The organism is Novosphingobium sp. TCA1, assembly GCF_009811895.1.
GTDB lineage: Bacteria > Pseudomonadota > Alphaproteobacteria > Sphingomonadales > Sphingomonadaceae > Novosphingobium > Novosphingobium panipatense_A.
On sequence record NZ_BLJH01000004.1, the window covers coordinates 197,038 to 215,783 of the forward strand.

17 protein-coding genes are annotated in these 18,746 nt (G+C 65.2%); 5 read left to right on the forward strand and 12 right to left on the reverse strand.

Annotation, left to right across the window (positions count from 1 at the left end; all coding sequences use genetic code 11):
- Nucleotides 1-10: 10 nt before the first annotated feature.
- A complete protein-coding gene (locus NTCA1_RS07435; protein ID WP_159829718.1) occupies nucleotides 11-814 on the reverse strand; it encodes a DUF4198 domain-containing protein in 804 nt (267 codons plus the stop codon).
- A gap of 177 nt (nucleotides 815-991) precedes the next feature.
- Here NTCA1_RS07435 and NTCA1_RS07440 point away from each other — a divergent pair, with 177 nt between their 5' ends.
- From NTCA1_RS07440 to NTCA1_RS07460, 5 genes are all read left to right on the forward strand, one after another.
- Nucleotides 992-1,693 (forward strand): 2OG-Fe(II) oxygenase, encoded by a 702-nt coding sequence (locus tag NTCA1_RS07440; RefSeq protein ID WP_159829742.1) that lies wholly within the window; start codon nucleotides 992-994, stop codon nucleotides 1,691-1,693.
- Nucleotides 1,683-2,324, forward strand: coding sequence for a DNA oxidative demethylase AlkB (alkB, locus tag NTCA1_RS07445; protein ID WP_159829744.1), 642 nt, complete (start codon nucleotides 1,683-1,685; stop codon nucleotides 2,322-2,324). Before NTCA1_RS07440 ends, alkB begins: the two co-directional genes overlap by 11 nt.
- Nucleotides 2,324-2,884: a DNA-3-methyladenine glycosylase I gene (locus tag NTCA1_RS07450; protein ID WP_133084054.1), complete on the forward strand. Its 561-nt coding sequence runs from the start codon at nucleotides 2,324-2,326 to the stop codon at nucleotides 2,882-2,884. The genes alkB and NTCA1_RS07450 overlap by 1 nt, the downstream gene beginning before the upstream one ends.
- Nucleotides 2,885-2,962: 78 nt before the next feature.
- On the forward strand, nucleotides 2,963-3,307 hold the full coding sequence (rpoZ, locus tag NTCA1_RS07455) for a DNA-directed RNA polymerase subunit omega (RefSeq protein WP_021234075.1): 345 nt from the start codon (nucleotides 2,963-2,965) through the stop codon (nucleotides 3,305-3,307).
- A gap of 259 nt (nucleotides 3,308-3,566) precedes the next feature.
- Entirely contained in the window at nucleotides 3,567-4,340 is a 774-nt protein-coding gene (locus NTCA1_RS07460) for a ParA family protein (protein ID WP_236549157.1), read from the forward strand.
- Between the two features lie 3 nt (nucleotides 4,341-4,343).
- Here the strand turns inward: NTCA1_RS07460 and NTCA1_RS07465 are convergent, their stop codons facing one another.
- The 11 genes from NTCA1_RS07465 to NTCA1_RS07515 all read right to left on the reverse strand — a co-directional run bounded on the left by NTCA1_RS07465 (nucleotide 4,344) and on the right by NTCA1_RS07515 (nucleotide 18,731).
- Nucleotides 4,344-4,751, reverse strand: a complete 408-nt coding sequence (locus NTCA1_RS07465; protein ID WP_159829746.1) for a hypothetical protein — start codon at nucleotides 4,749-4,751, stop codon at nucleotides 4,344-4,346.
- A 128-nt stretch (nucleotides 4,752-4,879) separates the two neighbouring features.
- Nucleotides 4,880-7,648 carry a TonB-dependent receptor gene (locus NTCA1_RS07470; protein WP_159829748.1) on the reverse strand — a complete coding sequence of 923 codons (2,769 nt, stop codon included), beginning with the start codon at nucleotides 7,646-7,648 and terminating at the stop codon, nucleotides 4,880-4,882.
- A gap of 184 nt (nucleotides 7,649-7,832) precedes the next feature.
- Nucleotides 7,833-8,954, reverse strand: coding sequence for an alpha-hydroxy acid oxidase (locus tag NTCA1_RS07475; RefSeq protein ID WP_236549158.1), 1,122 nt, complete (start codon nucleotides 8,952-8,954; stop codon nucleotides 7,833-7,835).
- Nucleotides 8,951-9,631, reverse strand: coding sequence for a Fe2+-dependent dioxygenase (locus NTCA1_RS07480; protein WP_159829752.1), 681 nt, complete (start codon nucleotides 9,629-9,631; stop codon nucleotides 8,951-8,953). The genes NTCA1_RS07475 and NTCA1_RS07480 overlap by 4 nt, the downstream gene beginning before the upstream one ends.
- 111 nt (nucleotides 9,632-9,742) lie before the next feature.
- Nucleotides 9,743-12,157, reverse strand: coding sequence for a TonB-dependent siderophore receptor (locus NTCA1_RS07485; RefSeq protein ID WP_159829754.1), 2,415 nt, complete (start codon nucleotides 12,155-12,157; stop codon nucleotides 9,743-9,745).
- Nucleotides 12,158-12,317: 160 nt separating this feature from the next.
- Nucleotides 12,318-13,196 (reverse strand): FAD:protein FMN transferase, encoded by an 879-nt coding sequence (locus NTCA1_RS07490; RefSeq protein WP_159829756.1) that lies wholly within the window; start codon nucleotides 13,194-13,196, stop codon nucleotides 12,318-12,320.
- A gap of 119 nt (nucleotides 13,197-13,315) precedes the next feature.
- Complete coding sequence (locus NTCA1_RS07495; RefSeq protein ID WP_159829758.1) at nucleotides 13,316-14,182, reverse strand: DUF4198 domain-containing protein; 867 nt, start codon at nucleotides 14,180-14,182, stop codon at nucleotides 13,316-13,318.
- A 58-nt stretch (nucleotides 14,183-14,240) separates the two neighbouring features.
- Nucleotides 14,241-14,744: a DUF2271 domain-containing protein gene (locus NTCA1_RS07500; protein ID WP_133084046.1), complete on the reverse strand. Its 504-nt coding sequence runs from the start codon at nucleotides 14,742-14,744 to the stop codon at nucleotides 14,241-14,243.
- Between the two features lie 15 nt (nucleotides 14,745-14,759).
- On the reverse strand, nucleotides 14,760-15,434 hold the full coding sequence (locus NTCA1_RS07505) for a PepSY-associated TM helix domain-containing protein (protein ID WP_159829861.1): 675 nt from the start codon (nucleotides 15,432-15,434) through the stop codon (nucleotides 14,760-14,762).
- A gap of 316 nt (nucleotides 15,435-15,750) precedes the next feature.
- Nucleotides 15,751-17,265, reverse strand: coding sequence for a glycoside hydrolase family 27 protein (locus NTCA1_RS07510; RefSeq protein WP_159829760.1), 1,515 nt, complete (start codon nucleotides 17,263-17,265; stop codon nucleotides 15,751-15,753).
- Nucleotides 17,266-17,312: 47 nt separating this feature from the next.
- Complete coding sequence (locus NTCA1_RS07515) at nucleotides 17,313-18,731, reverse strand: amino acid permease (RefSeq protein WP_133084044.1); 1,419 nt, start codon at nucleotides 18,729-18,731, stop codon at nucleotides 17,313-17,315.
- Nucleotides 18,732-18,746 lie beyond the last annotated feature (15 nt).

An 18,746-nucleotide genomic window follows, 5' to 3' on the forward strand; every position in this document is an offset into this window, starting at 1 on the left:
GTCGTGTTCCTCATTTGGTGACGGAATAAGTCAGGGCGTAAGTGTAGCTGCGCGCGGGCACAGCACCGGCGGCGCCCACGCGGTGGCGGGTCATGGCGAAATAGAGGCCGGGCTCCGGCGCGGTAACGGTGAAGCGGCCCTTCGCATCGCTGGTGATGATCGGAAGGCGGGCGTTTTCCACCTCTCCGGCGCGGGCGGCTTCCACTTCCACTTCGGCATTGGCGAGCGGCTTGCCGTCGAACAGCACTTCGAACTCGGCGGGCTGACCGGCGCGGATCGCCGAAGGATGCGTGATCGCGCGATATTCGATACCCTTGCCGACCGGTGCGAGCGCCGTCTCGCTCGGCTTGCCGCGCGTGACGTAGACCTCAGCCTTGGTGATGCTCTGCATGTCGACGGGAACGACACCCGCAGGCATGGGGCGGCGCGGGTCGACGAATTCCCAGACGCCGTCGATCAACGCGGCCTTGGCGACGCGCCCTTGCCGTTCGCCGCTGGTCAGGCGATAGGTTCCCTCTGCGGGCAGCGAAGCCTCCATGATCGAGAGATCGCGCAGTGCCACCGGCTTGAGGGGTACGGCCTTGCCGTCGGGGCCGACGAGGTGGAAGTCGTCAGACTGCATGGCGACGGTCGGCACGAAGACGTGCTCGCTGAAGGAGGCTTCGACCGTCACATGGTCTTCCTTCTCCAGCGCGAAGCCGTTCGGGAGCAGGTAGGGCGAGTGGGCCAGGGCGGGCGCGGCGGCAAGGCTTGCGGCAGCGCCGAGCAAGGCGGGCAGGCTCAGTTGGCGGATGGGGCGGTGGGTGGAAGTCATCGCGTCTTTCTCGATGGTGAGCATATGCGCCCTTGGCCACATAAACTAATGCGAATCAATAGCGATAATTGTAACAATCTGCGAAGATCGCCGGGCCGCGAAAAAGCGCGATGCAAACCGCTTTGACCGCAAGGATCGGAGCGCTATCGCGCAGGACATGACGCTAGAAGCCGCCCGATGACGCAAGACATGAACGAGGTGGATTGGCAGAGGGTATCAGCCGATCTCGACCGGGAAGGCTGGGCCGTGCTTCCGGGCCTGATGAGCGAGCCGGAATGCGCGGCCGTGGCCGGGCTCTATGGCGAGGATGGGGCGTTCCGCAGTCAAGTCCATATGGCACGCCATGGCTTCGGGCAGGGGGAGTATCGCTACTTCTCCTATCCCTTGCCGGACCGGGTCCAGGCTCTTCGCGCAGCGCTCTATCCCCATCTCGCACCAGTGGCCAATCGCTGGCATGAGCGCATGGACATGGCCGTCCGCTTCCCCGCAGACCATGCGGCCTTTCTCGAACGATGCCATGCGGCGGGTCAAAGGCGACCGACGCCGCTCCTGCTGGAATATGGTCCGGGCGATTACAATTGCCTGCATCAGGACCTGTACGGCGAGCATGTCTTTCCCTTGCAGGTGGCCGTCCTGCTCTCGCAGCCCGGCGAGCACTTCACGGGCGGCGAGTTCGTGCTGACCGAGCAGCGTCCGCGCATGCAGTCGCGGCCGATCGTCGTGCCGCTGAGGCAGGGAGACGGCGTGGTCTTCGCGGTGAACCAACGTCCCCAGCGCGGTTCGCGCGGGGACTACCGGGTGACGATGCGGCACGGGGTTTCGAAGCTTCATTCGGGCAGGCGCCATACGCTGGGGATCATCTTCCACGATGCAGCCTGACCTGTTTTCCGATAGCCGCACCGCGGTGCCACTTGCGCCCGGCGCCGTGCTTCTGGGCGGCTTTGCATCGGCCGAAGGGGGCGCACTGCTGGATGAGATCCCGAGGCTGGAAGCGATCTCGCCGTTCCGCCACATGACTGCGCGCAGCGGAGGCCGCCTTGCCGTGGCCATGTTCAATTGCGGAGAGACCGGATGGGTCAGCGACCGCAGGGGCTATCGCTATCAGGCGCTCGATCCCGAGACTGGAAAGCCGTGGCCCGCGATCCCGGACATTTTCCGCTCTCTTGCCGCGCGGGCTGCCGAACGGGCGGGCTATGCGCACTTCGTGCCCGACGCCTGCCTCGTCAACCGCTACGAGGCGGATACCCGCCTGTCGCTTCACCAGGACATGGACGAGCGCGACCACTATGCGCCTATCGTTTCCGTATCGCTGGGACTTTCGGCCTCGTTCCTGTGGGGCGGTCCTTCTCGCCGCGACCGGGCGGTACGCCACAGGGTGCATCACGGCGATGTCGTGGTATGGGGTGGACCTTCGCGCATGATGTTCCACGGCCTGGACGGCGTGGAGCGTGGACGTCATTCCCTTGCCGGCGCCTGGCGCTACAACCTCACCTTCCGAAAGGCACGATAATGACGATGCACCGCTGTCGCTGGGCGGGAAGCGATGCCCGTATGCAGGCCTATCACGACGAGGAATGGGGCGTGCCCGTTCGCGATTCGCGCGCACTCTGGGAGAAGCTGGTGCTGGATACTTTCCAGGCGGGTCTGTCCTGGCGGACGATCCTTCATAAGCGCGATGCCTTTCGGGCCGCGTTCGAAGACTTCGATCCCCGGCGCATTGCCGGATATGGGCCTGCCGAGATAGAGCGCCTGATGGCGGATGCCGGTATCGTCCGTGCCCGCGCCAAGATCGAGGCGACGATCCGCAATGCGCGCGGCTTTCTGGCCATGGCGGAGAAGGGCGAGGATTTCTCCGATTTCGTGTGGTCCTTCGTGGACGGAGAGCCCTGCATGGGCGACGGCACCGGCAGCGCGGCCCGGTCCTCGGCGGGCGACGCCCTTTCGGCGGCGCTCAAGAAGCGGGGTTTCAGCTTCGTCGGGCCGGTGGTCGTCCATGCCTGGTTGCAGGCGGTCGGCGTCATCAACGATCACGAAACCGAGTGCTTTCGGCGTGAAGCCGTTTCCCTCTAAGCGGATTTCTTGACTTTCCTCCGACCCGCGCTTATCGGGCGGAGTTTACCGATCCACCAGATTTCATACGGAGTGCCCATGGCGCGCGTTACCGTCGAAGATTGCGTCGACAAGATCCCCAACCGCTTCGATCTGGTCCTTCTGGCCGCACAGCGTGCGCGCGAGATTTCGGGCGGCGCCGAGCTCACGCTCGAGCGTGACCGCGACAAGAACCCGGTCGTCGCCCTGCGCGAAATCGCCGAGCAGACCGTCACCCCGGCCAACCTCAAGGAAACGCTCGTCACCTCGATGCAGCGCGTCCTGCCGGACGACGACGACGAGATGGACGAGATCGGCTCGCTCAGCCAGTCGGCCGAAGCCCTGCGTATCACGGCCTCTGCGCCCACCCGCAATACTTCGCTGGGCGGCGACTACGACGGCTGATCGATAGCGGAGAAATCCGCGCTCGATCTTCAGTCTTGCGGCATCGGCCCGCGCTTCTCCTCGACCGTACCGGTTATCCGGTCGGCCAGCGGAAGCGCGGGCCGAGCCCTTTTGGGCCGCGCGGCAGGATTTTCCCGGCCCGTGAAGGTTCGCTGTTGACGGATCGCGGCTGTCCGGCAACGATCCGGGCGTGGCTGGAAAGAAGAACAAGTTACCCCGGATAGCCGGTCTTTCGCGGGAACCGGCGAGGCTCTCCGCAGTGGACGACGCGGATGGTTCCGGCAGCCCCGCATCCGATAGCGCGACGATCGCCATCTACAGCGTAAAGGGCGGGGTGGGGAAAACCACTTTCGCCGCGAACCTCACCTGGTGCTCGGCGCAGGACGGGCATTCCACTTTGCTCTGGGACCTCGACGCCGCAGGCGGGTCGGGCTTTCTCTACGGCCTGGAATCCAGTGGTTCGAGGCTGGCCGAAGACGTGTTCTCTCGCGACAGGTCGCCCGCGCGCCTGATCCAGCGTACCGCCTGGGACAAAGTGGACGTCCTTCCCGCCGACGAAAGTATCCGCGCGCTCGATGCCCAGCTCGTCCGCATCGGCAAGCGCAGGCGATTGGCCAAGCTGACCGAGGAACTGGCCGGAAACTACGCCCGGATCGTCCTCGATTGCCCGCCGGTCATGAACGAGCTTTCCGCGCAAGTGGTCAGGGCCGCCGATCTGGTGATCGTGCCGCTGCCGCCGTCGCCGCTGTCGGCGAGGGCGTTCGATCTGGTGGTGCGGGAGATCGCCGGAAACACCCGCCGTCATCCTCCCATCCTGCCCGTGCTGTCGATGCTCGACTTGCGGCGCGGCCTGCACAAGCAGGCGCGCGAGGCGAATCCGAACTGGCCGACGATTCCTTATGCCAGCGCGGTGGAGCAATGTGCCGTGCAGCAGCAGCCGGTAGGCGCGCATTCGCCGCAGAGCCCCGCTGCCCAGCATTTCGCGCGGCTCTGGCGCGCGATCGAGGCGAAACTGGCCGATCGGCGACGTTAAAGGTCAGCGTTCCCGCACGCGCCGCGTCTGCCGAAGCGTCAGGGCAACCATCACGCGTGTCGAGCGGATGGCAAGGCCCAGCAAGGTTCCGCGCGGTTCCTCGCAAGGAAGCACGTCCCGGCGGAGTTCAGGACCTTCGAGCAGGGCCACCATGAGGCGTTCGTCCTGCGAGAGGCTATGCGACCTGCCCGTCCGCAGCGGTCTGCCCAGCGCCGATTCGAAGAGCAGGCAGAAGCTGTCCATCACCGGGGCGAGGACGGCGCAGTCGAATGTGTCGAGGCGAAGGGCCAGGCTCGGCTGCGGGGGAATGCCGTCGCGCCGGGCAAAGTGCCAGCAGCGCGCGATATCCACTAAAAGGCTGGGCGGCAGGGTGGCGGGCGGGCCGGACGGCGTGGGAAAATGAAAGGTCATCGCAGGGCTCTCCAGGTCGCCATGCAATGCTATTGCAAATCATTCTCAAATACTAGCCTGAAGTTTCGTCGCGGATCTCCGCCGCAGCTCGATGGTGGCAGCATGAAAGCCGCCACCGTTTTCGAGGATCAGAAACGATTACCGCGCTGTCGCTCCGAGCCGCCCGCCGGCGCCGTGAAGAACAGCTTGCGGAAGGTGATCTGGAACGCGCGCCCGACCGGATCGAGATAGTAGGGCGAATAGGCGAGCGGCGTATTGCCGTTGCCGTCGCGCACTTTCTGGCGGGCGTCGAACAGGTTCGAAACGGAGAACGTCAGGCGAGAGCCGCGCAGGAACGGCACTTTGTCCACCAGTTTCGGCTGCTGGCCAAGATCGGCGAAAAGCCTGAGATCGAACTTCGCGAAATCCTCGAAGCGCAGCTGAGTGGTGGGATAGCCTTCCACGCCGTCCACGGTCGTGCCGCTCTGCCAGCTTCCGGTCAGCCGCATGCCGAGGCCGCTTTGGGAATAGCCGGTCTGGAGTTCCAGCTTGTGGCGCGGCGTGCCGCCGCTGCTGGCACCGATGGTGCCGCCGTCGAGCAAGTCGATAGTCGGCTGACCGTCGCGCAGCACGACCCGATCGGAGAAGACCCAGGTGTGATAGAGCGAAAACGTCAGGCGGCCGCCACGCGCGCCTCCTCCGCCGAAGCCGCCGCCTCCGAAGCCGCGACCACCACCGCCGGGACCTCGGCCGCCGGGGCCTTCACCGCCGCCAACGCCGCTGTTGCCGCCGGTTTCGGCACTGCGAGAAGGCTGGGCGGAGGCGTCTCCCGTGCTGTTACCGCCCGCGCTGTCGCGGGATGCTGCGGCATTGTCGCCCTCTCCCGGGGGCGGCGGCGGTGGTCCACCTTCCTCGTCCGGGCGGCCGGGAAAGCCGCCGGGGAACCGTTTACGGAAGCTCTCGCGCATGGCGTCGATCTGTGATTGCGGCGTCTTGAGCGATTTCGTGAAGGTAATGCCCATGCGCAGCTGCGACTTGTCTTCGCTGGCGATATTGATCGGGCGCAAGTCCACGGCGACGAGTTCGCCGTCGGCATCGCGGGCGAAGCGTTCCGGGAAAGCCGCAACCACGGCGGGGGTCGCGCCGGGGAGGGCGGTGACTTGGTTGCGCTGCCAGGTGCGGTTGTAGTCCAGGTTGAGCGTGATGTTCGGATCGGAGAGCCTGAAAGTTCCGCCCAGGCGGAAATTGCGCTTGCTGGCGGCCTTGAGGTCGGGATTGCCCCCGGTCACTGCCGTCACGCGAACGGATTCGCCGCGGGTGTAGTCGAAGATATCGACATTGGCCGTCGTGATCACGGCCCCGCCAAGCTGCGCGGCGGTGGGTGCGTTCTGATCGTCGCGGTAGCTGGCGATCAGGCTGAACTGGCTGGTCGGGTTCCAGGTCATGCCGCCGCCCAGCGTGCGCAGCGTCCCGAAGTCACCGATCTGGCGCACCGCCGCATTGGCGTTGAGCGAGATGCGCCCGGCGCCCGGAAACAGAGGCACCGCGCGGCTGCTTATCGGAATGTCGATATTGACCGAGGCTTCGCCCTGATCGCGATCGACGCTGGTGTCCTGCGTCAGCCCCTGCCGCGTGACGGCGCTGTTCGAGCGATCGAGATTGCCACTGACCTTGAAAGTCGTGTTCATCGCGCCTGCCGGGAGGTCCAGCGGCGACGTGGTGGCAACGAAATTGACTTCGGCGCTGTCGGTGGAATTGCGGGTCTGGTTGACGGGCTGGAAATCCAGGAACGCGCCCGCCACCGGCAGCGAGGGATCGGCCAGGGGATCGCCCGCAGCCACGGCCGCGGCATAGTCCGCCAGATTGAGCGGGCGCTGCTGGATCGAGCGGGTGTCGCTGTGGTCGTAGTTCCCGGTAACGGTCCACTGCCATTTCGGCGTGTTGCCGTTGAGGGTCAGGCCGAGGTGCCCGGTCTGGGTGCTGTTGCTATTGCGCAAGGGAGACAGCCCGTCGACCGTCGGCAGGAATGTCTGATCATCGGGGCCGCCGGCATAAGGGCTGCCGCCCGGAATGGTAACGTAGGGCACGGCGCTGCCGCGCAGGGCGCTGGTCTCGGTCGTCGTCGCCTCGCCGTTGATCGTCGCGAGCCAGACGCTGGAAAGCGGCTTCGCCCAGGTTCCCGTCAGGGTGAAGGCTTCGGATTCCGGGCGAAGGGTGCGGTTGTTGCCGTCTCCGCCGCTCGTCGCCAGGCCGCGCTGCGCCTCGGTGATCGGATTGGCATGGGAATAATTGGCGTCGATGTTCACGCGCTCGCCGCGCCGGATCGCCAGGAAATCGCCCTTGGTGTTGACGCCGAGACCGTCGCCCTGCGTCCCGAGCTTGCCGCTGCCTTCGACCGCGAAGGCGCGGAAGCGCTGGCGCAGCACGATGTTGACGACTTTCTGCGTGGCGGAATAGCCGTACTTGAGCGCGACTTCCTCCGGCAGGATCTCGACGCGCTGGATCGCTTCGGTGGGAATAGTGCCGACTTCGCGGAAGCTGGCGATGCGGCGCCCTTCCAGCAGCACGACCGGCGCTCCGCCGCCCGCGCTTTCGGTCTGCGGCGCCAGTTCCTCCAGCAGTTCGGTGACGCTGGACACGCCGAGCGCGCGCACGTCTCCCGAGTTGAACGTCACTTCCGGGGCGATATCTCCGATGACCGAGCCGCGCGGCTTCTGGCCGGCGACGACGATTTCGAATTCCTCTCCGCCTTCTTCTGCCGTGTGTGCCGGAGCAGGCGCGCTATCGGATGACGAACTGGAGACTGAACTGGAGATCGGGCTTGGGGCCGAACCAGGGTTCGACTGGGCATGCGCAGAGACGAGAGGCCATGCCGTCAGCGCCGCCGACGCCAACAGGCCGAAACGAAATCGCACCACCTTCGTAATTCCCTCATGTTGTTTTGTTGCTGTCATGACAAAATTCGCGCTTCTTGGGGCGTCGCAATTTGTATTAATTGGTGACAGTCAGGCTCCGCTTGTTACCCGCTTTCATGGGCAACAAGGACGCGAATGCGCCGGGTGGGATTTACACAAGATGAGCGGGCGTGCCTTTCGGACGGCGCTATCGCCGGTCGATGAGCTTTTCGCGCGTTATGTCGGCCACGGTCGCGCATCCAAGCTGCGCCATGGCCGCTTCCAGTTCGGCGCGCAGGAGATGAAGGGCGTGGGCCATGCCCGGCATTCCCGCGACGGCCAGCGCATGCATCTGTGGGCGCCCGATCAGCACCGATGATGCTCCGAGCGCCAATGCCTTGACGATATCGGTGCCGGAGCGAAAACCGCCATCGATCAGCAGCGGCACCCGCCCTTCGGTCGTCTCGGCAAGCTCTTCGATCACGTCGAGCGCGCTGGGCAATCCGTCCAGCACCCGCCCGCCGTGGTTGGAGACGATCAGGCCGTCTGCGCCCATGTCCACGGCGCGCGCGGCGTCCTCGCCCAGGACCATGCCTTTTACGAGGATCGGCAGGCGCGTCTCTTGCCGAAGCCAGGCGAGGTCTTCCCAGCGCGGCGCCCGGTCCGCAAGCGGCGTGCCGAGCAGGATGCGTCCGCCCGGTGTCGCGGTCTGGCGGGCTTGCGGCATGCCGGCAAGGTTGGCCGCGACGACACCGGGCGGCAATGCCATTCCCGAGGGCTTGATCGCCGCGTCTATGGTCAGCACGATGGCCTCGTATCCGGCCGCTTCCGCCCGGTGCAGCAGGGCCAGGCTGTGCTCGCGCTCCGGTTGGAGGTAGAGCTGGAACCAGAGCGGCGGCGCCTGCTTGCCCAGTTCGCGGGCAAAGGCATGGGCGGCGGCGGCAATCTCCTCCAGCCTGACGCTCGACAGCGTGCTGACGATCATGCCGGTATCGAGCGCGGCGGCGGCGCGGACTGCCGCCAGTTCGCCATCGGGATGGGCCAGGCGCTGATAGGCCAGCGGCGCGAGCATCAGGGGAGCGGCGTGGCGGCGGCCGAAAAGTTCGATCACGGAATGGCCGCCGCGAAGCTCGGCCATGGCGCGCGGACGAAAGGCAAGGCGCGGGAAGACCTCCCGATTGGCGCGCAGGGTCTGCTCGGTGCCTGAGCCTTCCTGGATGTGCTGCCAGACTTCCGGCGCAAGATGGGCAGGGGCCCGCCGCTCGTAATCGGCCAGGCTGCGCAGGTCCGCCGGGATCTGTGTGAGCGGCGGAAGCGGCGTGTCGGTCACGTTGCGGACCACTGGCGCAGCAAGTTGTGATAGACCTGCGTCAGGGTATCGACGGAGCCATGTTCGGGATGATCGGTCGCTACCGACTGGATCGCCCCGTCGAGTTCCAGCAGCAGCCGCCGCCGTTCGGGTGCCGCCACGAAGCTCTGTGTCCAGAAGAACGAGACGAACCGCGTACCGCGCGTCACCGGCGCGACGCGGTGCAGGCTGCTGCCGGGATAGACGATCAGATGCCCGGCCGGGAGCTTGACGGTGTGGGTGCCGAACATGTCCTCGATCGCCAGTTCCCCGCCGTCGTATTCATCCGGGTCGCTGAGGAACAGCGTGCTCGATATGTCGCTGCGCAAGTGTTCGCCGGTGCCGGGGATCGGGAAGATCGCGTTGTCGACGTGATTGCCATAATGCCCGCGTCCGTCATAGCGGCTGAAGCGGGGCTGGAGCACGCGGCTCGGCAGGGCGGCGGCGATGAACAGCGGCGTCTGCATCAGGCGCGCGGTCACGCGGGCGGCGAGTTCCTTGGCCAGCGGATGATCGAGGGGAAGCTGTTCGTTCTCCTTGACCTGCGCGGCGCGGTAACCGGCAGTGACGCGGCCGTCCGTCCAGTCGGCACTTTCCAGCGCCTTACGGAATTCGCGCACTTCGGGAGCGGAGAAAAGCTCGGGAATTTCGATGACCATGCGGCTTCTCTTGCCCAATTATCGGGTGCTGACAATGACCGCGATCAAGTGCTCTTCAAAGTGAAACCCGGCGGATGCAGGATCTGCATCCGCCGGGCCGTTGGGACCTCGTTACATCTTGGCAGTCAGGGTCAGGACGGCCGAGCGGGCATCGCCCGGAGTCGCCCAGCCCACGCTATTGCCGCGAATGCGGGTGTAGTAGAGCTTGTCGCCGATGTTCTTGACGTTGATCTGCGCCGAGAAGTTGGGCGAGAAGTCGTAGGCCAGATAAGCCTGGTGGATCAGGAAATCGTCCGACTTGATGGCACCGGCGGTCGGCGTGGCGGCCGTCAGCAGGAAACCGTCCTGGTAGGTCAGGCCGTAGCCGATCGTCAGGCCGAACGGCAGACGGTAGGTGGTGAACAGGCTTCCCGAGTGCTTGGGGGTCTGGGGAAGGTACTGGTCGCCGCCCGGGTTGGGGTTGGCCGGGGTATTCGTGCAAGTGCCGACGCCGGGGTTGGCAAGGCAGTAGTCCGAAACCGACTGGAGCAGCTTGGCCTTCAGGTAGGTGTAGTTCGCCGTGATCGACCAGGCCTTGGTGATCGCACCCGACGCGCCGAGGGCGATGCCGTCCACGCGCGACTTGCCGTCGAGCTGCTGGTTCGGAACGGTGGGATCACCGGAGACGACGGCATACTTGTCACGCTCGTTGCGGAACGCCGAGGCGGTGAGCAGCAGGCCGCCATCGAACAGTTCGCCCTTCACGCCGATCTCGTAGTTCTTGGCCGATTCCGGGTTGATGTTGCAGGTGGCGTTGGTGACGCCCGGCGCTTCGGCCGTGCAGGCACCGTTGACCGAGTTCTTCGAGGGCGTGCGCGAATTGCCGTAGGCGGCATAGATGCTGACCTGCTCGATCGGCTTGTAGTTCAGGCCGACGCGATAGGAGAATAGCGTGTCTGCATTACGGGTCTTGATGCCGGGCGTGATCTGGCCCTGGGTAACCGTGGCGGTGGTTGTCGGGGCGATCGTATCGGCGCGGGTGGTGCCGACGTTGCGCTCAAGCCGTGCCCCGGCGCTGAGTTCGAACTTGCCGAGCTTCATGGTGTCGAACAGGTAGCCGGCGACGTTGGTCTGCTCGCCTACCGTGTGGCCGGTGCGGATGAAGTTGACCGGGCCGGTGTAGATGTTGCTGCCATACGTGAAGTTCGACGTCGCGGGGCCGGTCACGATCTCGTTGGGATTGTCGATGTTCATCAGCGGCAGGCGCGTGAAGGCCGCCGTACCATCGGCGTTGCGCAGCACGTTGCCGTTATAGAGATCGTACTTTTCCCAGGTGGCCGCGCCGCCGATGTCGATGGTGTGCTCGATCGCGCCGGTATTGAACACGGCCTTGAAGTCGAACTGGTCGAACATCAGCTGGTTGCGGGTGTCGCGGGTCGTGCCGCGCGGACCTGTCGGATAGTAGAAGCCTGCAGGCACCGGGGTGGAGATGCCCGTCACCGTGCAGGCGGCGCCGGTCGGGGTCAGGCCGGTGGTAAGGCACCAGGTGCCCTGCGGCGGATTGACCTGCGTGAGCTGGCGCGAATCCTGCCAGCGGGCGAGGTTGCGGATCGAGACCGTGTCGCTGATCTCGTGCTCGAAGATGGCGGTGAGCTGGTCGACGTTGATGCGCTGCTTGTCGACGTTGCGGTAGCCGAAGTAGTCGCTGCGGTGGACGCCGGGAAGCTTGTTGCCGGCATAGTATGGTACGCCGTACTGCGGGATGTTGTTGTCTTCCTGGTGATTGTACTGAAGCGTCAGGCTGGTAGGGCTGTCGATGCCGATGGTGACGGAAGGCGCCACGCCCCAGCGCTTGTAGTCCTCGACATCGCGGCCGGGCACGTCGTTGCGGTGCCACATCGCGTTGAGCCGGAAGGCCACCAGATCGTTGACGCGCTTGTTGAGATCGACGGTCGCGCGGTAGTAGTTGTCGGTGCCGATGCCCGCCGTGGCGAGGTAGGCATCGTCGGCCTTGGGACGCTTGGTGACGATGTTGATGTTGCCGCCCACCGAACCGGCGCCGGAGATCACCGAGTTCGCACCGTTGGTGACTTCGATCTGCTCGAGATTGTACGAGTCCGTGCGGGTGATCTGCGCGCTGTCGCGCACGCCGTCTACCGTGATGTCGTTGCTGGCGCTGTAGCCGCGGAAGGTGATGTTGTCGCCGGGGCCGGTGCCGCCTTCGCCCGCGCCGAACGTGATGCCCGGCACCGTCGAGAGAACGTCGCGCAAGGTCAGCAGATTCTGCTGCTCGATCACTTCATTGCTGAGGACGGTGATCGTCTGGGGCGTGTCGAGAACCGGACGGGTGCGCTTGGGCGATTCGAGCTTGCGACCCGGCTGTTCATCGATCGCCGTATCGCTGACGGTGACGCCGCCCAGCACGCGCTGGCCATCGGCTTCCTGGGCATGCGCGCCGGAAGGAAGCGTGGTGGCGAGCGCCGGAGCGATACAGGAGAGCGCGAGGAACGAACGGCGCGCGGCCGCGGACGAACTCTTGAACGACATGATTTCCCTCATGACCGGATAATTCCGTTGCCGCGTCGATAATGAGAGTCATTCGCATTCGCAATATACATTTGTTACATATGTTGCGAAATGTATCGGCACTATGTCGCTGTCGTTTGGCGCGGAAAAAAATTCTTATGAATTTAAGGTGGTTATAATGTTATTCTGTCATCAGCTCTGCGAGCGCCGGGCTGATCCATTCCAAGATTTCATCGCCGGTGCGGAAGAGCGTTCTCGCCGCGAGACCGCGACGGGTCGCCAGTTCGACCGCCGCATCATGTGATTCGACGCAGATAGCGGTGGCCCAGGCATCGGCCAGCATGGCAGAGCGATGGACGACGCTGACGGACATGGCATGTTCGACCGGATAGCCTGAACGCGGATCGATGGTATGGCGGCCGCGCACATAGTCGCCGGACGTGGCGACCGCCAACTGGTGGAGGGCGAGCCGCAGCGGGGCGATGGTCTCGACCGGGGTTTCCAGATCCACCCACCAGGGATCGCCGTCGGGCTTCATGCCGGAGCCTGCCAGTTCGCCGCCGATCTCGACGAGGAAGTGGTTGCAGCCATGCTTGCGCAGCAGCGTGGCCAGCGCGTCCACTGCGTAGCCTTTGGCAATGCCGGAAAGATCCAGCCGCAAGCCGCCCGGTTGCTGGAGGCTTGGCGTTTCGTGATCGAACTTCAGCCGTTGCCAACCGGAGCGGTCCAGCGCCTCGGCCACGGCTGCTTTGCTGGGAGGGGCGTTGACCGGCATGGGGCCGTGGCCCCAGATATCGACGAGGGCGCCGATGGCGGGATCGAAGGCTCCGCCTGTCGCCTCGGCCACTGCGAACGCGGCGCTCATCACCCCTGCGAAATCATCGGGGAGCGCCGTCCATTCGCCGGGTTCGGCACTATTGAACTGGCCCAGCACGGAATCCGCGCGCCAGTGGCTCATCTGCGCGAGAATGTCTTCCAGGCGCTGCTCGATCGCATCGAGCAATGTGTAGCGATCGAAATTTTCGGGTTCAGACAGTCTGATATGCCAGCTTGTTCCCATCGTTTCTCCGCCGAGATCGATGACCCGGGCGTCCTGCCGCCAATCGGCAAGGACGCCCGGATCGATCTCTCGCGGGACCGCCAGTCTGGGCTTGGCTTTCAGCGCTGGCGGTTCGTGGCTCAGGGCGCCACCACTTCCACGGTCGCGGTGTAGCTCATGCGGCGTTCGGTCGCGCGCTTCTCGCTCGGCTTGTTGTCGGTGGCGCTGGCGTTGATCCAGTACATTCCGGCGACCGGCCATTTGACATGGAGCACGCCGTCTGTGCCGGTGGTCAGTTCCTGTGCTTCCTCGGTCTCGCGAAACTTCTTGCTGCCGGGGACGACGGTGACCTTGAGGCCGGCGGCGGGTTTGCCGTCGATCAGGAAGCGGAACTGGCCTTCCTCGTTCGAGACCAGTTCGTCGGGGTGCGTGATCGGATCGAGTTCGAGGCCCTTGCCGGTCGCGGTGAAGACCGTTTTCGTCGGCGCGTCGGCCGTAACGTAGATGTAGTTGCCCGACTGGACTTCGGTGAGTTTCACGTCAGTCGCATTCGCGGGAATTTCGGCTACCGAGGCAACTGCGCGCGGGGGAGCGCCGCCCGGTGCGCCCGGACCGCCAGCGCCCATCGGGCGGCCGCGGCCGCCGAGGCGCCATTCCTGGCCGTCCACCTTGAAGCTGCCCATGACGGCGGAACGCTGGGTACCGATCTTCCAGGTTCCCGGCTTGTCGATCTTGACGTCGAAAGTCGAGCGATAGCGGCCGGTGGCGGGGTTTTCGAGCTTGCCCGTGGCGCCGTCCGGCATCCAGACGGTGACTTGTTCCGGGCTCATCGGAAAGTGGTCGGGATAGAACAGGTCGTTCGATACCGCCGCGTCTACGGTGACGTATTCGCTGGTTCCGGCCAGCGTCGTCGTCGAGGGCAGCAGCCACTGGCGATGGGCGGAGGCAGGCGAGGCGAGAGCGGCGGCCAGGGCTGCCGAAGCAATCAGGATATGGCTGTAGCGCATGTCATGTCCTTGAAGTTTGCGCTACAGTGAACTGTAAACGCAAGATAAACCCGATAGATCAGCGGATGGTCACGGCGCCCAGTTCGGCGCTGCCCGAAGCGGATCCGCCCTTCTTCACCGGAACCGTGACCGGCACGGAAACCAGTTCCCGCCCGCCGGTTTCGCGCGCCGCCTCGACCTTGAAGACATATTGCCCGGCGGGGAGGTTCGACGGCAGGGCTACCTGATAAGTGCCCGGCGCGCGCGTGGCGCCGCTGACACCGTCTGCGGGAAGCTGCATCGATCGGCCGCCCTTGCGCCACCAGGTGCGCAGGTCTGCCAGCCACTTGGTGCCGGGCTCGCGACCGGCCTTCTTGACGTCGTACCACACGAAGACGGTGCGGGCAGGGCCACCGGCAATGGGTTCGAGCCAGCCGACGACATAGGGGCGATGATATTCCGCGACATTGATGCGCGGGATCGTCACGCTCACGGTCGCTGCAGCAGCCGGGCTGGCGATGGTTCCGGCGGCCACCAGCGGCGCCAGGAGCGGAAGGGCGGGCAGTACCTTCGATGTCGTCATCGGTGCCTTCTTGTATCAGTGGATGAATATAAGGGCGATCGCGACCGGAATCAGCAGGCTCAGGCCCACCAGCGGCCAGGTGGAGGGCCGGTGCTTGGCGTGAAGCTGGAGCAGGAACAGGCCGGTCACGGTGAACAGGATGCAGGCCGCCGCGAAAGCGTCTATGAACCAGAACCACGCGGACCCGGTGTTGCGGCCCTTGTGGAGGTCGTTGAGGTAGGAAATTGTGCCCCGGTTGGTCACTTCAGCCGAGACGGCGCCGTTCGAGCGATCGATGCTGACCCAGGCGTCACGGCCCGGCCCGGGCATGGCCACATAGACTTCGTCGTCGGCCGACCAGTCGGCCGCGAAGCCGGAAGGGTCGAGCGGCACTGCCGCCGCAACCGCCTTGGCCACTTCGGCCGGAAGCGGCGCGGTGCTGTCTCCTGCGGCAGGTAGTGTGCGCAGCAGGCCGGGCGCGATCCGCCCCTGGCTCTGCACGACTTTCGGCTCTGCGCCGATCGAGGCGGCGTGGTTGAGCGTTATGCCGGTGATCGCAAAAAGGAACATGCCCGCCAGAGACACGGCGGCACTGACCCAGTGCCAGGTGTGCAGCTGCTTCAGCCAGAAGGCGCGGGCCTTCTTGTTCTTCTTTTTGGCAGCGGTCTTGCGCGGTGCGTCCGGCGCCGTCTTGCGGACGGGCTGGTTCATCCGTGCGGCAGCAGGCGCGCGTTCCGCGCCGTCCAGCACATCGATGGTTTCGCCGTTACCGCTCAACTTGTACATTTCCCTTGGCAAACGGGAAGCGCGCGCAGCGATGCGGATCGAGTCCCGGCCCCCTTGAAGCCGAGCCCTTACTGTAAGTGCGAATGCCTCGCAATAACAAAGGTGAATATGCGCTATTAGAATCGTGCTAGCGAAGAATGCCGACGGGCGCCGAATGAACGGCACCCGCCGGCAGGTCCGTCGATGCGCGCCAGGATGGGATTCGCGCGCACCAACGGTTGGGACTTCGAGATCCGGTTAATCAGCTTCCGACGACAAGCATGACCACGCCGCGTGCCGGAACCGTGTAGCTGGCGGACAGCTTGGCGGACTTCGCGCCGCTCCACAGGTCCTCGACCTGCGAGATGGCGGCAAGACCCGCATCCGCCGGGGTCATGGCCAGCGAGGCGGCAGCATCGCCGCGGTTGAACAGCGCCAGGGCCACGCGGCCATCGGCCAGGGGCTTGGCCCAGATTTCCATGGAGCCCGCCTTGCGCACCGCCTTGCCCTGCACGCCCTTGGCATCCTGATCGACGGCGATCACACGCTTGTTGGTAAGCATGGCGAGCGTTTCCGCGCTGGTTTTGCGCAAGTCGTGGCCCATCATCAGGGGCGCTGCGGACATGGCCCAGAGCGTCATGTGGGTGCGATATTCATCCGATGTCATGCCGCCGTTGCCGACTTCCAGCATGTCCGGGTCGTTCCAGCCGTGAGGACCGGCCCAGTCGGGATTGCCGTTCTTGTCGAAGCCGATCTTGGCCATCGTCGGATAGTCGTCGGTGATGTCGCCGGTAGTGCGCCAGAGCTGTCCGCCGACGTCCCGGCCCCAGCTGCCCACATCGAAGCGGCCATATTCGCAAAGCGAGAAGATGAACGCGCGGCCGGTGGCCTGGAGCGCCGCGCCCATCTCGTAGTAGCTGCGCTTCACGGTATCGGCGTCGGCATAGAACCATTCGCCCGAGCAGAGGTCGTACTTCAGGTAATCGAAGCCCCATTCCGCGTAAGTCTTCGCATCTTGCGCGACATGACCGTAGCTGCCCTCGTAGCCGGCGCAAGTGCGCGGCCCCTGCGAGGAATAGATGCCGATCTTGAGGCCCCGGGCGTGGACGTAGTCGGTCAGCGCCTTCATGTCCGGGAACTTCTCGTTGGGCTGGAGCACGCCGTTCGCGTCGCGCTTGCCCTGCCAGCCGTCATCGATGTTGATATAGAGATATCCGGCGTCGCGCAGGCCCGTGGAGACCATGGCATCGGCCTGGGCGCGGATGGTCTTGTCGTCGATGTGTTCGGCGAACTTGTTCCAGCTGCTCCAGCCCATCGGCGGCGTGGCGGCGATGCGGTTGGGGATCGGTGCCCCCAGCGGCGCCAGCGTCGAGAACTGGAAGGCGCGCGCCTTGGCGTCGGCGGCCTTGCCCTTGTAGCCCTTGCTGTCGACTTCGGATTCCCAGATCCTGCCCTTGAGATGCGCCTTTCCGTCTTCCAGCGCGACGCTCCAAGGCCGGGTCAGGTGCTCCTTATCGTTGATGTTGCGGGCTTCGAACTTCAGTTCCCCGTTCTCGACACGAGGATTGATCATCTCGACCGGGCCGTACCACTTGGTGGTGACGGTGCCGGAGATCTTGCCGCCCTTCGAGGTGACTTCCATCATCGTCACGCCGGGCGTGGGCGGGGTGTCGTCGAAGAGCCAGACGCCGTCGTAAGCGGTCTTGGCAAGGGCGGGCGTGGCAGGCGAAAGGGCGCTGCCGAGCAGGGCGGCAGCCAGAACGAGGGCGCGTTTCATCGCGATATCCTTGTATCTTGAGAGCTATAGTTGGGAGCGGCTCGAGGTCAGGCCGAAGCCATGGCCTCGCGCGCCGCTTCGCTGCGGGTACGGCCGTAGAGGAAGTAGACCAGCAGGCCGATCACGTTCCAGGCGCCGAAGCGGACCAGCGTGCTTTCGGGCAGGCTGAACAGCAGGTAGGCGCAGCCCAGGATCGTCAGCGTGCCGACGACGAATGGCTTGGGGCACTTGAAGAGACGGGGCAGTTCCGGCGCGCGGCGGCGCAGGATCATCAGGCAGGCGCCGACCGAGATGAAGGCGATCAGCGTTCCCGCATTGGCCAGTTCGGCGATCTCGTCGAGGCGGAAGATACCGGCGACGACGGCGATCGACACGCCCGTCATCAGCGTGATGCGGGTGGGGGCGCCGGTGCGCGGGCTGATCTTGGCGAGGCTGCGCGGTAGCAGGCCGTCGCGTGCCATGACGAAGAACACGCGGCTCTGGCCGTACATCATCACGAGGATGACCGAAGGCAGGGCCAGCACGGCGGCAAAGGCAATCAGGTGCGCGGCGACGGGTTGGCCGAGTTGGCGCAGCACAAGCGCGAGCGGCTCGGGCGAGTTGGCAAGCTGCTGGAAGGGCAGGGCGCCGATCGCGGCGATGGCGACGGCCATGTAGATCGCCGTGCAGACGACCATCGAGCCGATGATACCGATGGTCAGGTCGCGCCCCGGATTCTTGGCTTCCTCGGCGGAGGTGGCAACGGCGTCGAAGCCGTAGAAGGCGAAGAACACGATGGCGGCTGCGGCCATGACCCCGCGCTTCTGGCCTTCGATCTCGGTGCTGGCAAAACCGTAGGGCATGAAGGGTTCGAGGTTGCCGCCGTTGAAGGCGGGGAGGGCCATGGCGACGAAGATCGACAGGGCGACGAGCTTGATGATCACCAGCACGATGTTCAGCGTCGCGCTTTCACGCGTACCGGCGATCAGCATGCCCATCACCGCCAACGCCACGAAGACGGCAGGCAGGTTGATCAGGCCGCCGCCGTGGGGGCCGACCAGCAGCATATGCGGCAGGTGTATGCCCGCCGACTGGATCCAGCCGACCAGATAGCCCGACCAGCCGACCGCCACGGTGGAACAGGCCAGCGAATATTCGAGAATGAGGCTCCAGCCGACGATCCAGGCGATGGTTTCGCCCATGGCTGCATAGGAGAAAGTATAGGCGCTGCCCGCGGCGGGGATCAGCGTGGCCATTTCGGCATAGGCAAGCGCGGCACAGGCGCAGACGGCACCGGCAATGGCGAAGGCCAGGATCACGGCGGGACCGGCGCGCTCGGCGCCGACGCCGGTAAGGGTGTAGATGCCGGTGCCGACGATGGCACCGACGCCCAGAGCAATCAGGTGCGGCCAGCTCAGGGTCTTGGCCAGGGAGTGCCCGGATTCGCGTTGTGAGAGTTTATCTATGGATTTACGCGGTCCGAGCATGGATCCCCCTGGTTA

What these genes read in the sequence shown, in the direction of transcription:
- NTCA1_RS07435 (WP_159829718.1), bottom strand. Translation starts at nt 814, where the DNA reads ATGACTTCCACCCACCGCCCCATCCGCCAACTGAGCCTGCCCGCCTTG.
- NTCA1_RS07440 (WP_159829742.1), top strand. Translation starts at nt 992, where the DNA reads ATGACGCAAGACATGAACGAGGTGGATTGGCAGAGGGTATCAGCCGAT.
- alkB (WP_159829744.1), top strand. Translation starts at nt 1,683, where the DNA reads ATGCAGCCTGACCTGTTTTCCGATAGCCGCACCGCGGTGCCACTTGCG.
- NTCA1_RS07450 (WP_133084054.1), top strand. Translation starts at nt 2,324, where the DNA reads ATGACGATGCACCGCTGTCGCTGGGCGGGAAGCGATGCCCGTATGCAG.
- rpoZ (WP_021234075.1), top strand. Translation starts at nt 2,963, where the DNA reads ATGGCGCGCGTTACCGTCGAAGATTGCGTCGACAAGATCCCCAACCGC.
- NTCA1_RS07465 (WP_159829746.1), bottom strand. Translation starts at nt 4,751, where the DNA reads ATGACCTTTCATTTTCCCACGCCGTCCGGCCCGCCCGCCACCCTGCCG.
- NTCA1_RS07480 (WP_159829752.1), bottom strand. Translation starts at nt 9,631, where the DNA reads ATGGTCATCGAAATTCCCGAGCTTTTCTCCGCTCCCGAAGTGCGCGAA.
- NTCA1_RS07485 (WP_159829754.1), bottom strand. Translation starts at nt 12,157, where the DNA reads ATGTCGTTCAAGAGTTCGTCCGCGGCCGCGCGCCGTTCGTTCCTCGCG.
- NTCA1_RS07490 (WP_159829756.1), bottom strand. Translation starts at nt 13,196, where the DNA reads ATGGGAACAAGCTGGCATATCAGACTGTCTGAACCCGAAAATTTCGAT.
- NTCA1_RS07495 (WP_159829758.1), bottom strand. Translation starts at nt 14,182, where the DNA reads ATGCGCTACAGCCATATCCTGATTGCTTCGGCAGCCCTGGCCGCCGCT.
- NTCA1_RS07500 (WP_133084046.1), bottom strand. Translation starts at nt 14,744, where the DNA reads ATGACGACATCGAAGGTACTGCCCGCCCTTCCGCTCCTGGCGCCGCTG.
- NTCA1_RS07505 (WP_159829861.1), bottom strand. Translation starts at nt 15,434, where the DNA reads ATGAACCAGCCCGTCCGCAAGACGGCGCCGGACGCACCGCGCAAGACC.
- NTCA1_RS07510 (WP_159829760.1), bottom strand. Translation starts at nt 17,265, where the DNA reads ATGAAACGCGCCCTCGTTCTGGCTGCCGCCCTGCTCGGCAGCGCCCTT.
- NTCA1_RS07515 (WP_133084044.1), bottom strand. Translation starts at nt 18,731, where the DNA reads ATGCTCGGACCGCGTAAATCCATAGATAAACTCTCACAACGCGAATCC.